This is a genomic window from Faecalibacterium prausnitzii (genome assembly GCF_049532945.1).
Taxonomy (GTDB): domain Bacteria; phylum Bacillota; class Clostridia; order Oscillospirales; family Ruminococcaceae; genus Faecalibacterium; species Faecalibacterium prausnitzii_N.
Genome location: NZ_CP186691.1, coordinates 1,058,125 through 1,072,974 on the forward strand (window position 1 = coordinate 1,058,125; position 14,850 = coordinate 1,072,974).

The 14,850-nt window shown below is 55.9% G+C and carries 9 protein-coding genes; all 9 read right to left on the bottom strand.

Annotated features, from left to right (window positions below):
• Positions 1-23: 23 nt before the first annotated feature.
• Positions 24-1,523 (bottom strand): DNA methyltransferase, encoded by a 1,500-nt coding sequence (locus ACNQFG_RS05330; RefSeq protein WP_423406253.1) that lies wholly within the window; start codon positions 1,521-1,523, stop codon positions 24-26.
• A 20-nt stretch (positions 1,524-1,543) separates the two neighbouring features.
• Complete coding sequence (locus ACNQFG_RS05335) at positions 1,544-2,620, bottom strand: AvaI/BsoBI family type II restriction endonuclease (RefSeq protein ID WP_423406254.1); 1,077 nt, start codon at positions 2,618-2,620, stop codon at positions 1,544-1,546.
• A gap of 56 nt (positions 2,621-2,676) precedes the next feature.
• Entirely contained in the window at positions 2,677-5,256 is a 2,580-nt protein-coding gene (locus ACNQFG_RS05340; protein ID WP_423406255.1) for a response regulator, read from the bottom strand.
• Complete coding sequence (locus tag ACNQFG_RS05345) at positions 5,246-6,073, bottom strand: substrate-binding periplasmic protein (RefSeq protein ID WP_423406256.1); 828 nt, start codon at positions 6,071-6,073, stop codon at positions 5,246-5,248. The genes ACNQFG_RS05340 and ACNQFG_RS05345 overlap by 11 nt, the downstream gene beginning before the upstream one ends.
• 22 nt (positions 6,074-6,095) lie before the next feature.
• Positions 6,096-7,802, bottom strand: coding sequence for a diguanylate cyclase (locus ACNQFG_RS05350; protein ID WP_423406257.1), 1,707 nt, complete (start codon positions 7,800-7,802; stop codon positions 6,096-6,098).
• 334 nt (positions 7,803-8,136) lie between these two features.
• Positions 8,137-10,425 (bottom strand): hybrid sensor histidine kinase/response regulator, encoded by a 2,289-nt coding sequence (locus tag ACNQFG_RS05355; RefSeq protein ID WP_423406258.1) that lies wholly within the window; start codon positions 10,423-10,425, stop codon positions 8,137-8,139.
• A gap of 37 nt (positions 10,426-10,462) precedes the next feature.
• Complete coding sequence (locus tag ACNQFG_RS05360) at positions 10,463-12,250, bottom strand: extracellular solute-binding protein (RefSeq protein WP_423406259.1); 1,788 nt, start codon at positions 12,248-12,250, stop codon at positions 10,463-10,465.
• Between the two features lie 277 nt (positions 12,251-12,527).
• Complete coding sequence (locus ACNQFG_RS05365; protein WP_423406260.1) at positions 12,528-13,688, bottom strand: phosphoglycerate dehydrogenase; 1,161 nt, start codon at positions 13,686-13,688, stop codon at positions 12,528-12,530.
• A complete protein-coding gene (gene serC / locus ACNQFG_RS05370) occupies positions 13,688-14,770 on the bottom strand; it encodes a 3-phosphoserine/phosphohydroxythreonine transaminase (RefSeq protein ID WP_423406261.1) in 1,083 nt (360 codons plus the stop codon). Before serC ends, ACNQFG_RS05365 begins: the two co-directional genes overlap by 1 nt.
• Between the last annotated feature and the right edge of the window lie 80 nt (positions 14,771-14,850).

A 14,850-nucleotide genomic window follows, 5' to 3' on the forward strand; every position in this document is an offset into this window, starting at 1 on the left:
AATAGCTGTGCAGCGGTATTTTTTTATGCTTTTACCCAGATTGTAATGCTTTTTCGGAGTGCGACGCGGCCGAATTTGGCCATTTGCTGGCTGCTGTTGCCTTTCTTTTGTTTGAGACAGTAGACTTTTTTGACGGTAAAGCCAAACTGCTCGGCAAGAGAACAACTCAAAAAATCAACTGGGATGACTTCACCGCCATAACGGACATTGTCGTTGACGAACGCGACCATGGCGCCCTTTTTGCAAACGCGGAAAAGTTCGGCATAGATAAAGGCCAGCTCTGTAAAGTATCCTTCTACCATTCGGACGATGCCGCTGTTGTTCAAATCACCATGCTGTTCGCGCTTGTGTAAGGCATCCAGCACCTCACAAAAAGCAGGGTTGGAACAAAGTGTCTGATGGATCGTATGGAACCGGTCAATTTGACCGATCTTGGTATAGAAGAGCTTCAACTGTTCCAATTTGGATCGGCTTTCAACGGTGCAGGAAAGCAAGTCCTGCCGCAGCTGTTTGATCGAATCGTTATCAAGTCCAAGGTAAACAAGTTCCAGTGCATAGGTGCGGGTATAATCGTATCGGTTGCAATACGGCGGCGAGGTAATAACGCCTTTCAGAATGTTATCTGGAAGCCTGGGCAGTTCGAACAGAACGCTGTTCTGTTTGTAGGTGATCTGTGCTTTTTCGTGCGTCTGGCTGGAATGCTGGATCACCTCAAGGTCGTGAATCACATGCGATAGTTCCAATAGAACGGTATCACGGCTGTCGAGGATATTTGAACGGACTGTTTTAGCGGACAACGGCTTTTTGCCTTTGGCTGCGCGAAGCTCATTGGCATGGATCACCTTTGGGGAACGGCTGTCCCAGCCGAGATATTGGCCGCTCTTTACGGTGTAGCTGCACGGTTCCAGAGAATTGAGAATGCAGAGCCGAAGAAGATTTTTGGCATTCTCTGAATAGATACAGTGGATACGCCAGTCTTCGATGAACTGAAGGTAGCGTTCGTTGTATTCCGGGTAGGCATCCTGTGTGATGGGAATACAAGGTGTTTTCAAGGAATAGCTGTCTGGCATGTGGAGAGACTTCAGCTCTTCCAGCATGGCACGAAGTTCAGGAAGATCGTACTCCATGCAGGCAGCCTTTGCTTTTAAGGAGACGTCCGCAATGGGCATCACATCGTAGCCAATGCTGTTGATGCCCTGCATCTGGCAGACGAGCGCCGTGGTGCCGGAGCCCATGAAAGGGTCCATGACGAGATCGCCGGGGTGAGCCCCCATCTCATGGAGCAACAGTTGGACAAGGTCCGCTGAAAAACCTTCTTTGTATTTGAGCCAGCTGTGGAGGATCTCGTTCTTGCTGAGCTGATAGCTGACGCTTCGCCGGTCGAAACGGTCAGTGACCTCGAGAAGGGGAGCATAACGAGATTCGAGCATTTTGCGCTCAATGTCGCTGCATAAGGCGTCAGAAGAAAACTGCTCGATCAGATAATCTTGGGAGGAAGGATTCAAAAAGGATAATTGTTCCATTCGGTTCTCACTTGTCTGCGTTAAAGATTCAGCAGCCAGTTGCAATAAGCGACCAGCTGGTTGTCGTTGGTAAGGTTGGCGGCGTTGGTCATGACCCCGGCTTGAAGCTGCGAATAGATTTCCTCCGCCATGGCGGTTTCAATGGCAGCTCCAACGAACGAGGTCTGAACGGGATGACCAGCAGAAGCGAAGGTCGTCCGGATACGTTCCAAGGCGGTGTTGGCCGTTTTCCAGTGTTCGTCTGCCCCGGCGGGGTCGATTCCGCCTTTGAGCTCGCCCATCATAAGGGCTTTGTCTGGTTCAAAAGCGATTTTTCCATTTCGGAATCCGACTGCATCGGAATCGAACAGGCAGATATCCACATTTTTCCGGACTGTGGAAATGTTCATATTGAAAGCAAGCAGCCGCTTTTTCCCTGCGGCGGTCTGCCAGCAGAGGGCTTTCATCCGACGCTCAATGTCAAGGTCGTTGTCTGTCTGATCGTACCACGGAAATTTGCCGGAGATGTTTTCTGCCCACTGGTAGGAGATGTTCTGTACAGCCATACACGATAAGATGCAGCGGATCAGACGTTCCTGCCCCAGGGCCCCGATACGGTTCCGCATCGACCCGCCCACGGCGTCTCCTTTAATAAGAAGATATCGGTAGATCGTTTCGTCAATGAAATGTTTACCTGCGGGCTTCAAAAAATTCTTGATGAGCTCTTCAATGGCTTTGGTTTGGTCAGATTCGTCGAGGTAATTCAGACTTTTATCAGACAAACCGGAGGCACTCAGGAGAAATGGCCGCACTTCGGGTATGGAAAGAAGTGCTTCCGGACAAGTCGCGCCGGAGACCATACTCTTGAAGGCAAGTGAATTTTTTATGTAGGGGTCACCGAGACGATTCTTTTCCAGCGCGATTTTCAAAAATCCCGCGCGTGTCTGCTCGTGAGAGGTGACCAGATCGCCTGCGTTCCGGATATATTTGTTGAAAGCCATTGCGTTCTCCTTTTGTCTGAGAGAGGCTATAAAAGTGGAAAACTTGTGTTTCTCAGTATAACATACTTTGAGGGGGATTGCAAAAAGGAAGCCGCCCCCAAAACCGAATAAGACCACAAACGGCCTGAACTCTGTGCGACACAGAGTTCAGGCCGTTTCGGCTTTTTTTGGGGTTATTTTTTCAGGGCATCTGCGAGGACGCGCAGCAGGTGCGGGACGTCCAGCGGCTTTGCAATATGGCCGTTCATACCGGCCTTCAGTGCGTTCTGACGGTCTTCCTCAAAGGCATTTGCCGTCATTGCAAAGATGGGGATGCCAGCCTTTGCGGCATCCGGCAGCGCACGAATCTGCCGCGTTGCCTCGTAGCCGTCCATGTTGGGCATCTGGATGTCCATGAGGATCAGGTCATACTGTCCGTCTGCCGCCTGCTTCATCTTCCGGACGGCGATCTCGCCATCCTCGGCAGATTCCACCTCAAAGCCCGCTTCCTTCAGGATCTCCACTGCGATCTCACGGTTCAGCTCGTTGTCCTCCACCAGCAGGATCTTTTTCCCTTTGAAGGCCTCCGCGTTCAGCTGCACCGGCCTGCAGGCAGGCTCTGCACCGAACGGCTCTGCCAGCACTCTGCGCAGCTCCGAGAGGAACAGCGGCTTTTCACAGAAGGCGGTAACACCGGCCGCACGGGCTTCCTCTTCAATATCGGCCCAGTCGTAGGCGGTCAGGATGATGATGGGGCGGCTTTTTCCAATCACCTTGCGGATCTGCCGCACGATCTCGATGCCGTTCATATCGGGGATCAGCCAGTCGATGATGTAAACGCTGAATTCATCCCCCTGCTCCATGGCATACCGGGTGCGGATCACCGCTTCCCTGCCGGAGATCGTCCACTCCGGCCGCATCCCGATCTTGGACAGCATGGTGCTGACGCTCAGGCAGGTGTCGGTATCGTCGTCCGCCACCAGTGCCCGCAGCCCTTCCAGCTGCGGGAGCTGCCTGAGCTCCACCTTTTGTCCGCTGAGCGCAAAGCAGAGATTCACGATAAACTCGCTGCCCTTGCCCGGCTCGCTCTCAATGGCGATGGTGCCGCCCATCAGGTCCACAATGTTCTTGGTGATGGACATGCCGAGGCCGGTACCCTGAATGCCGCTGACGGTGGAGTTTTCCTCACGGGCGAACTCCTCAAAGATGTGCTTCTGGAATTCCTCGCTCATGCCGATGCCGTTGTCCTTGATGCGGAACTCATAGCAGGCCCGGCCCGCAGGCGCACCGTTTTTCTCAGCAATGCGAATGCTGATCATGCCGCCTGTGGGAGTGAACTTGATGGCATTGGACAAAATGTTCAGCAGGATCTGGTTCAGCCGCAGCGGGTCGGTGATGATATCCTCGTTCTCCACATCCATGGTATCAATAAAAAGCGACAGCCGCTTTGCCGAAACATTGGGCTGAATAATGGAGCGCACATCGTGGACGAGGTCCGGCAGATGCACCGCTTTTTCCTCGATCTTTACCTTTCCGCTCTCGATGCGGCTCATATCCAGCACATCATTGATGAGGGAAAGCAGATGCTGGCTGGAGGTGGAGATCTTTTTGAGGTAGTCCAGCACCTGTTCCCTATTGTCGATATGGGTCGCAGCCAGCGAGGTGAAGCCGATGATGGCGTTCATGGGGGTGCGGATATCGTGGCTCATATTGAACAGGAACTCCCGCTTGGCGCGGTTTGCCGCCCCTTCGTGCTGAAGCGCGATCTCCAGCTTGCGGTTCTGTTCCTCCAGCTGGGTCTGATACTTCCTCTCCTGCTCTTTTTTCTGCAGCTCCATCTCCTGCACGGAGCGGCGGCGCAGCATCTGCAAGACCGAAACGAGCAGGATGTAACAGACCAGCGCCGTTAAGACCAGCGTGAGCGACTCGTGGAACACGGCTTTTTCATCCGTGTATGCATAGAGATCGAACGACTGGCCGTGGCTGTACATGCCGAAATAGCAGCCGGAGCCGTTCCAGCCGTGGGTGTGCGTCAGTTTTTCCGCAAGCCCGGTGCTGCGGATCTCCTGCACCGGCGGGCTGTCGGTGGTGTCCTGCCCAATCAGCTCCGGGCGGTTTGCGGCAACGACCTGATTGTTCTGCACGATGAACAGCGTGCCGCTGGTTTCTGCCGGGTAGCCATCCAGTATGCTCTGTACCGACAGTGCCGTCCCCTCGACAAATCTGGCCGGGGTGCAGCGATAGGCCAGCAGGATGACCTCTTCGTGGTCGGCCCGGTGCGCCGCAACATCCACAGCAGAGCCATCTTCCAGCAGGACGCGCTTCAGGTAGGTCTTCTGCGGGAAGCGGAAGACGTCCAGCGCGGTCTCCTTTTTGAGCTGGTCTTCCAGCTGGGCATAGCCGATGCCGTTCGCTGTGTACTCACACAGGAGTGTGCCATCCGGTCCCAGAACCGAAATGCCGGTGAGCCAGAGCTTTTCTGTCTGCCTGTTCAGGCACTGCGGGTCGGAGAGGTCGAGTGCGGCGTCACCGGCCAGCTGGTGCACCGAGACCGCCGTGCGGCGGAGTGCCTTTGCCGTGATGGTATCGTTGTGCTTTTCAAAGCTGGTGGACTGGGATTTGACGAACTTGATCGTCTGGCAGAAATGCTCTTCGGTCACATGCAGGGCTTTCCAGCCGGAGGCCAGGATGACCCCCGCCATGAAGAACACACCGACGAGAACGTAGAGCACCCAGGTCCGCGTGTTCGGAGTGGCTTTGTTGTTACGCGCCAATTGTGTCCACCTCCAGATACTGCGAAGCATTTTCAAGGTATCGGCCAATGATCCGCTCCAGCGTGCCGTCCGCGCGCATCTGCGCAAGGGTATCGGTCAGCTGGCTGTCCAGCCCGCGGGTGTCGTTCTTGGCAAAGGCGATGCCCAGCCCGGTGACCAGCAGCGGTTCCTCCAAAATGCGGAAGTCTATGGCATTGTCCTTCATATATTGCAGGATGCCTGTCTCGTGGGCGGCGATGCCGTCCACATAGCCGCAGGCCAGCATTGCGTACTGCACACTGCGGTTTTCGATGCTGAGCACCTCCACCGTCTGCGGGATGCGCGGGTCGGAGCCGCTGAGAAAGATCTCCTCCGGCTTTCCGGTGCTCTGCACGGCGATGGTCTTGCCGGCAAGGTCGCTGAGGGATCGGATGCTGCTGTGGGCATCCACCGCAACCACCTGACGGCTCACCATGTAAGGCCCCGCCCAGCGGTATACCTCTTCGCGTCCATCCATGGAAAAGCAGCCCCAGATGCAGTCGATGGCGCCGCTTTCCACAAGATTTGTTTTCTGCTCCCAGTTGATCGTTTCAAACCGGGCAGCATACCCCATGCGGCGGAACGCCTCGGTGGCGATCTCCACATCGATCCCGGCCGGGGTGCCGTCATTGTTCAGATAAATATAGGGCGGGTAGGTGTCGCTTCCGATGAGGATCTGCGGCAGATCGCTGTTCTTCGCGTCCGTTCCGCCGCAGGCAGTCAGGCCGCCGAGGGCCGCCGAGGCCGCCAGCAGCGTGCATCCGTTCAGGAATGCACGGCGTGAGAGGATGTGTTTCATGGGGGCTTTCGTTCTCCTGTTGTTATTGCGTCCGCTGCTGCAACTGGACTTTCAGGTCGGTCTGCATATCCGTCAGGCATTGCAGCAGCAAAGGGTTGAACGCTCCGCACTCGCCGTTCAGGATCATCTGCACGGCTTTTTCGTGGGAGAAGGCTTTTTTGTAGCAGCGTTCGCTGGTCAGTGCATCGTACACATCGGCCAGCGCGACCAGTTGTGCGCTGATGGGAATTTCATCGCCCTTCAGCCCATCCGGGTAGCCGCGCCCGTCCCAGCGCTCGTGGTGCCAGCGGGTGATCTCGTAGGCGGTCTGCAGCAGCGGCTGCTCGTTGAAGTTTCCCAGCTGGTGCAGCATCTCGGCCCCCAGCATACTGTGGGTCTTGATGACCTCGTATTCTTCCGGGGTCAGCTTGCCGGGTTTGTTGAGGATCTTTTCGTCGATGCCGATCTTGCCGATGTCGTGCAGGGCGGAGGCCAGCGGGATGTTGTCCTGCTGCTCGGCGGTGATGGGGTACTGGCTGCTGATCTCCAGCAGGCGGTGGAGCAGCAGCTCGGTGATGATGCGGATGTGCAGCACATGCTGGCCGCTCTCGCTGTTGCGGAACTCCACCACATGGCTCAGCACACCCACCAGCGTATCCGTATTATTTTCACGAGCGCGGATCTGGTCCGACACCATCTGCACCAGCCGCCGCTGCTTGGCGTACAGCTTGATGGTGTTGGTCACGCGGCGGTAGACGATGCGAGCATCGAAGGGGCGGTTGACGTAATCGCTGGCTCCCAGCTCATAGGAGCGCCGGATCGCGTCGTCGGAGTCGTCGCTGGAGATCATGATGACCGGGATGTCCTCGATGGTGTGGTTGGTGTTCATGGCCTTTAGCACCTCGAAGCCATCCATGACCGGCATGTTGATGTCCAGCAGCACCAGTGCGATGTTCCCGGCCTCCGCCTGCATTTTTTCCAGGCATTCTTGTCCGTTTTCTGCTTCAAGAATGCTGTAATCGCCGCCCAGGATCTCCTTTAGTATCATGCGGTTCATTGCGGAGTCATCCACAAGTAAGATCTGCGACTTCTTCTGTAAAAGTTTTTCCAGCGCTGCAAGACTATGCCCCGGAACCTCCACCATGACGGCATTCTTGCGGCCCTTTGCCTGATACATCAGCCGGTCTGCCCGGCGAACCGCATTCTCCATCGAGTCGGTGATGGCCTGCATCGTTCCGCCGATGCTCAGTGAGAGGCGAAAATGCGGATAACCGGGTACAGTAGCCTGCTGCACGGCGGCTCTGATCTGCTCCAGCTTGGCTTGCAGGATGTCGCTCGGAATGCCGGGCAGCACCAGCAGAAATTCATCCCCGCCGTAGCGGATGAGCAGGTCGGCGTTTCGGATGCAGGAGCGGATGGCGTTTGCCGCTGCTTCCAGCGCCAGATCTCCGGCGTGATGCCCATAGGTGTCGTTGCAGATTTTGAAATCGTCCACATCGATCAGCGCGATGCCTGCGGGGCCGACGATACGGGATGCGATATCCTCATAGTAGCGGCGGTTGTATGTGCCAGTCAAGGCATCGTGGTAAAGTTTTGCACGGTAGCTCTCTGTTGTTTCTTGAAGCTTTTCCTCGGTTTCGGCCTGCATCTTTTCCATGTTGGAGCGCTCGAACTGCCTTTGCAGGTGACCGATCAGCAGAATGTTCGCAGCGATACCAAGGCCGATCACGATGAGCTTTTGAAGGTTCAAAGAGGTGTAAAGAAAAAAGCTGTGGTCGGTAGAAAAGAAAAACGCGGAGTATAGGAATGCAATGAGGCCGCTTACGATTCCTGCTGCATAGCCGCATTTCACGAGCACAGCAGAAAGAACAACAAAAAGCACGATATTTGGATTTGGAATATGAAAATTCCAGACGATCAGGCAGGCGCTCAATTGGGCAAGTGCCGATAGCAACATAGGCTGAATTTTATTTGGCTGTTGTTCCATACGCAATACCATCCAATCCTTTGATTCATCATGATTGCTCTCTCACAAAAAAGAGCAGGGCCGCAAATGGGCGGCCCTGCCAGGTCGTGGGTGTCGGTCATCTGCGAAACCGTGCGATTCCACTATTTATTTTCGGGGGGATAACACGGAAGCGTTTTACCGTCTGCTCCAGCGCAGCGATATCTACAGGTTTGGACAGGTGCTCGTCCATGCCGGCTTCCCTGCTCTTCTGCATATCCTCAAGGAAGGCATTGGCGGTCATGGCAAGGATGGGAATGATCCTGCCCAGCGGGTTTTCACCGCTGCGGATGCGGCGGGTGGCTTCCAAGCCGTCCATCACCGGCATCTGCACATCCATCAGGATCATGTCGTACTCGCCGGGCTTTACGCTGGCAAAGGCATCCACAAGCTCCTGCCCGTTGGGGTAAATTTTGCAGTGTGCGCCATTGGCTTCCAGCAGCATTTCCAGAATTTCGGCGTTGATGGCGTTATCCTCGGCGCAGAGGAACTTCATCCCGCACAGGGGAGAGACGTCCTCCGGCTCCTCCGGGAGCGCCTGCACCTTTGGTACCGCATCCGCTTCGGTGTCGATGGGAAATTCCAGCACCACCTCAAAGCGAGTGCCCTTGCCGGTGGTACTCTCCACATTGATAGAGCCGCCCATCAGGTCCACAATGTTCTTGGTGATGGCCATACCAAGGCCGGTGCCCTGCACCTTGTTGGTGCCGGAGCGTTCCTCGCGGGTAAAGGGGTCAAAAAGGGTCTTCTGGTAGGCCTCGCTCATGCCAATGCCGTCATCCTGCACCACAAAGCGGTATCGGGCGTAGTGCTCGTTTCGGGGCAGCTCGTCCACCTCAAACCGGATATGCCCGCCGGTGGGCGTATACTTGACTGCGTTGGAGAGGATGTTCATCAGCACCCGATTCAGACGGTTGGGGTCTGCCAGCACGTTTTCGTGCTGCAGATGGGTGTTTACCGTAAAGGTCTGGCGGCGCTGGCCTGCCTGCTGGCGGATGATGCTGTCTAGCTGGCTGATCTGCTGGGGCAGATTCATTTTTTCCACATTCAGGGTGGTCTTGCCGCTCTCGATGCGGCTCATGTCCAGAATATCGTTTATGATGCCCAGCAACAACTGGCCGGAATTTTCCAGCTTGCCCAGATGTTCGGCCAGCTTTTCCGGCTGGTGCAGCTCGTTTTTCATCAGAGTGGTAATGCCGATGATGGCGTTCATGGGGGTGCGGATATCGTGGCTCATGTTGGCAAGGAAGTCCGTCTTAGCCTTGCTGGCGCGCTCGGCGGACTGTAACGCCTCTGCGGCAATGTCCTGTGCCTGCCGCAGCTCATCGTTTACCTGCGTCAGATGGATGTTGTATTGCTCCAGACGGAGGTTCGCTTCTTTTTCTGCCTGCAGCTCCTGCTGCTGCTTTTGCCGCAGGAGAAACCAGCCGACGAAAACTGTTATGACCGAGAACACCATTGCAATGACGATGATGATGATCATGACGATGCTGACCAGCTTCTGCGTATTCACGGCCACATATTTTGCCGGAACAAGGAACGCCAGTGTCCACTGGGCGTTTTCCATCTGCTTCAGGGCGTAGAAATACTCGGTCCCGTCCAGCACGGCGTTGGAATAGCAGGAGCCTGTGCGGTCAAGCCGCTCCTTTGCCTCCGCAAAGGAAGAACCGTGCAGATAGGACATCCGGGAGAGCACGGTGTATACGTTATGCCCCTTCAGCAGCTCGGTATCATTGGCGTTGAACAGCTTGAAACCGTTGTCGTCCAGCACATAGACACTGTTGTTATTTTCGTAGGCATCACAGCGGAAATAATCGTTCAGTTGGGTCATGCTTTGCGAAATACCAAAGTAGCACAGGGTGATCTCTTTTTCTCCGCTTTGCAGTGTGATGGGGGTGGAGAGCTTTTCCAGAAACACCATCCGGGAGTCGTCCACGGTCAGCGAGTTGGAAACGTAGCTGACCCACTGCGGAGAGTCTGCCAGATAGTTCATTTCCCTTAGCAGCCCCATGCCGCCATTCTCGGTATAGTAATGTCCGTCAGAGTCCACGGCAACCAGTTCGATCTGTCTTTCATGGTAATTGGAAAGCTCCGACAGCTTTTTCAGATAGCGATAGAACTCGGTATCGGTCTTTAACGGAGTGCAGTACAAATAATTGCATTGTACATTCACCTCGTCCCAGTGGGTGTCGATCACATCCTCCAGACTGCGGAACATCTGGTGGGTGACCTCTTCCATCTGGTTCAGCCGCTCATGGTAGACAAGGTTCTGGATGTAGGTCTGGCTCATGATAAAAAGGGTCAGGATGACCGCAACAATGACAAAGCCGGTGCCCCAAAGCAGCTTTATATATAGTTTGTTGTTCACATCTGGTATCTCCTGTCTGTTCTGTTTCAGACGCACCCTAGCTCCATGCGGTATCTGCCCGGCTGATGGTGGTGTATGCACCAAAGAAGGCTTTTGCAGCATCCATGCCCACCACGCCGCTGTCTGTGACCGTGGTCTCCGCAGCCAACTGGTCGCTCACACCGCAGATGGCAACCTGATAGGTCTTGCCCGCATCCGGCTGCACCGGGCTTACCAGCACATAGGGGTATCCCTTGCCGTTGCCGTAGGCATCGTAGCCCGTGGCCAGCAGGTCGTTGATCTGCTGCCCGGTCAGGGTAACGGTCTGGATGGTGCGGTTCCAGCCGGTGGGCAGGATCACCGAAAGGTCGTAATCCGTAATGCCCTTGGCGTACAGCTTGGCCGCTACGCCGTGATGGTTCTGATCGGTGGGGTTGCCGGGGATCCATGTGCTCAGCGACACCAGCGCAAGGTCGCTGCCGGTAGCCTGTGCAAAACAGCGGCCCACCAGCATGGCGCAGTCCTCCTGCGAAAGCTCCTCCGTAACGGTAGTGATGGTATCCGGGGTGTTGTTCACCACACTATCCTGATCCTCGTCCAGCTGACGGACCACATCCTCCATGGTGGCATTGCCCTTCATGAAGTCCAGCATTTTAAGGCCGGTGGTCACGATGGTGTTTTCCCAGCCGGAATAGATAAAGGGCGCGGTGTTGCCTGCATTCAGGGCATCGGCGATGTCGGCATAGTAGGTGCCGTCCGCTTTTGCGTCCTTGAAGGGCAGCAGGCTGCTTTTCAGCGCCGTTGCGGGCTGCAGAGCGCTGGTGCCTGCAACGGTGGAAAGCACACGCATCACCTTGAGCGCATCTTCCAGCTTCTGGGGGTCCTGCTCCAGCTTTTTATTCAGACCGTAGAAGCGGTTCACATTCAGCACAAAAACGTTCTGGGTGCCGTCCTCCGAGAGAAACGGCATCAGCCCGTATTTATCGGCGTTGCCGTCTGCCTCCACGATGCCGTTGGTGCCGCCCATCAAAAACAGGGTGTTACCTTCGGTCATCCTCTGCCGGGTCACATTGTCGTCAAGAGCGTCGCCGGTGTCGTTCAGCATCCCGATGTCCTTCCACTTCTGGACATAGGCCATCGCCTGCATCATGCCGGGGGTATTGCTGACATTCGCCTTACCGGACAGATAATCCCGCTGCCACAGCCTGCCGTCCAGTGTGCCGAGGAAATCGGCGTCCGCAATGTTGCACAGATACTGGAAACCATAGCCCGGATACTGGATCTGCGGCAGACAGAGATCGACCTCTGCTTTCTTGGCCTTTGCAGCCAGTTCTTCCAGCTCAGCGAAAGAATTGGGCAGCTCCCAGCCGTATTTTTTCAGCAGGGTCTTGTTGTAGGTGATGCCGTAGCAGTTGTAGGTCGAGGGCAGCAGGTAGATGGCACCGTTGTCGAACACGTCCTGCAGACGGGACTCCACATAGTTATCCGTAAAATCGTAGCCGGAAAGGTCCAGCAGTTTGTCGGAGACCAGATCGATCCGGGGGTCGTAGTAGGTCAAGGTGCAGACGTCCGGCAGGTCGCCCGCCGCAAACATATTCTGCAAACAGGTGGTGGTGTTATCGCCGCTGTAGGGCACGACCTCGATGTTCACTTCCGGGTAAACGCTGTGTACCTGCTCAATAAAGGCTTCTATCTCCTTATAAGGTGCCATAAAGGTGATGGCTTCGTGCGCATCCGCTGTTTTGCCGGTCTCGGTCTGGCTGCCGCCGCAGGCGGTCAGAGCCGCCATGGCTGCCAGCACGCCGGACGCCTGCAAAAAAGAGCGGCGGGAGATCTTTTTCATCATAGTATCGTCCTCGCGGTTTCCTGATATTTCCAAGACTGTCATTTCTTCATTTTACAGCAAAGTTGGAACAAACGCAACATAAAATTCGTTCATATTTCTGCAAACCCATGCGGATTTTGGCAAAATGCGGCACATTAGAGCGCAGGAGGACGGCCGCACCGTCCTCTTTGCGGGAGAATAGAGCCAAAAAAGCCTGAGACCTTGCAGAAAAGGCCCCAGGCTTTTTTGGCTGCGGATGCAGCGATCAGGAATATAGGAAATGGAGAATGGCAGAAAATTACAGGATGCGCACCCGGATCACGGCGGGGATGGCAGCCAGCTTTTCGGCCAGCTTCTTGTCCACAGCACCGGTAGCATCCAGCATGGTGTAGGCCATGTTCTTTTTGCTCTTGTTCACCATGTTCTCGATGTTCAGACCGGCTTCGGTGGTCAGGGCGGTGATCTGGCTGATCATGCCCGGCTCATTTTTGTGGATGATGCAGATGCGCTTGCCGCCGGCGCGGGGCTGGTTGACCTCCGGCATGTTCACCGAGTGGATGATGTTGCCGTTCTTCAGGTAGTCGCTCAGCTCCTTTGCGGCCATGACAGCGCAGTTGTCCTCGGCTTCCGGGGTGGAAGCGCCCAGATGGGGGGTGCACACGATGCCGGACTTGCCCAGAATGGCCTCAGACGGGAAGTCGGTCATGTAGCCGGACACCTTGCCGGTCTCCATGGCTTCCAGCAGGGCTTCGGTGTTCACCAGTTCCCCGCGGGCGTAGTTCAGGATCTTCACGCCGTCCTTGCACAGGGCAAGGGTCTGGGCGTTGATGGTGTCCTTGGTGGTGGGCAGGTAGGGCACATGGATGGTGATGTAGTCGCACAGGGGCAGCATGTCGTTCAGGTTCACGCAGTGGCGTACCTGACTGCTCAGGTTCCAGGCGGCGTCAATGGAGATGTAGGGGTCGTAGCCGTAGACCTCCATGCCCAGCTCAATGGCGCAGTTGGCCACGCGGGAGCCGATGGCACCCAGACCGATGACACCCAGCGTCTTGCCCTTGATCTCGTTGCCCACGAACTGCTTCTTGCCCTTTTCCACGGTCTTTGCCATGGCGGGGTCGCCGACAAGACCCTGACACCACTGGGCAGCAACAGCCACATTGCGGCTGCCGGCGATCAGCATGCCGATCACCAGCTCGGCCACAGCGTTGGCGTTGGCACCGGGGGTGTTGAACACCACGATGCCCTGCTCACTGCAGCGGTCCAGCGGGATGTTGTTCACGCCGGCACCGGCGCGGGCGATGGCCAGAAGATTGTCGTTGAAGGCGGTATTCAGCATGTCGGCGCTGCGAACGAGGATGCCGTCCGGCGCGTCGGCACCCACCGAGACGTCAAAAAGGTTTTTATTCAGCTTTGCCAGACCCACCGGGCTGATGGCGTTCAAAGTTTTGATGGTAAACATTACGCATTCTCCTTGCGGAACTTCTCCATGAAGTCCACCAGCTTATCCACGCCCTCGGCAGGCATGGCGTTGTAGATGGAAGCGCGCATGCCGCCCACCAGACGGTGGCCCTTTAGGTTCACGAAGCCTGCTTCTGCAGCTTCGGCGCAGAACTTCTTGTCCAGATCTGCATTGGGGCTGGTGAAGGTGACATTCATGGTGCTGCGGTAGCGGTGCTCCACAGGATTCGTGAAGAAGCCCTGACCGTCCAGATAGTCGTACAGCACTTTGGCCTTGGCTTCGTTGATCTTCTGCATGTTGGCAAGACCGCCGATGTCGTTTTCCAGATACTTGAGCACCAGACCGGTCATATAGATGCACCAGCAGGGGGGCGTGTTGTACATGCTGTCCTTGCCCAGCAGGGTGGTGTAGTTCATCATGGTGGGCACATTGTCGGCGGCATGGCCCAGCAGGTCGTCGCGGACGATGGCAATTGCCATGCCGGCGGGAGCTACATTCTTCTGCACGCCGAAGTAGATGCAGCCGTACTTGGTCACATCCACGGGCTTGGAGAGGATCATGGAGCTCATGTCGGCTACCAGAGGCACACCCTCCACCTGCGGTACCTCGACAAACTGAGTGCCGAAGATGGTGTTGTTCTGGCAGATGTGGATGTAGCTGGCATCCTTATCATAGTTGATGGCGTTCACGTTCGGGATGTAGGTGAAGTTCTTGTCCTTGCTGGAAGCAACGATGTTCACCTCACCGAACTTGGCGGCTTCCTTGGCGGCAAGGTTCGAGAAGTTGCCGGTGACAAGGTAATCTGCTTTGCCGGTGGTCATGAAATTCAGCGGGACCATGGCAAATTGCTGGGTGGCACCGCCCTGAAAGAAACCGACCTTGTAGTTGTCGGGAATGTCCATTACCCGGCGCAGGGTGGCCTCGGTGTCCTTGATGATGGCATCGAACCACTTGCTGCGGTGGCTCATCTCCATCACGCTCTGACCGCTGTCGCCATACTCGAGCAGCTCTGCCTGTGCCTGCCTGAGCACCTTCTCGGGCAGCATGCTGGGGCCTGCGCTGAAGTTGTAAACTCGTGCCATAATGAACTCTCCCTTTCCTGATTCCGCGCCGCCCGAATCTCCGGCGGCATTGTGCTCTGGTTTTGTCCGTAGTATAATGG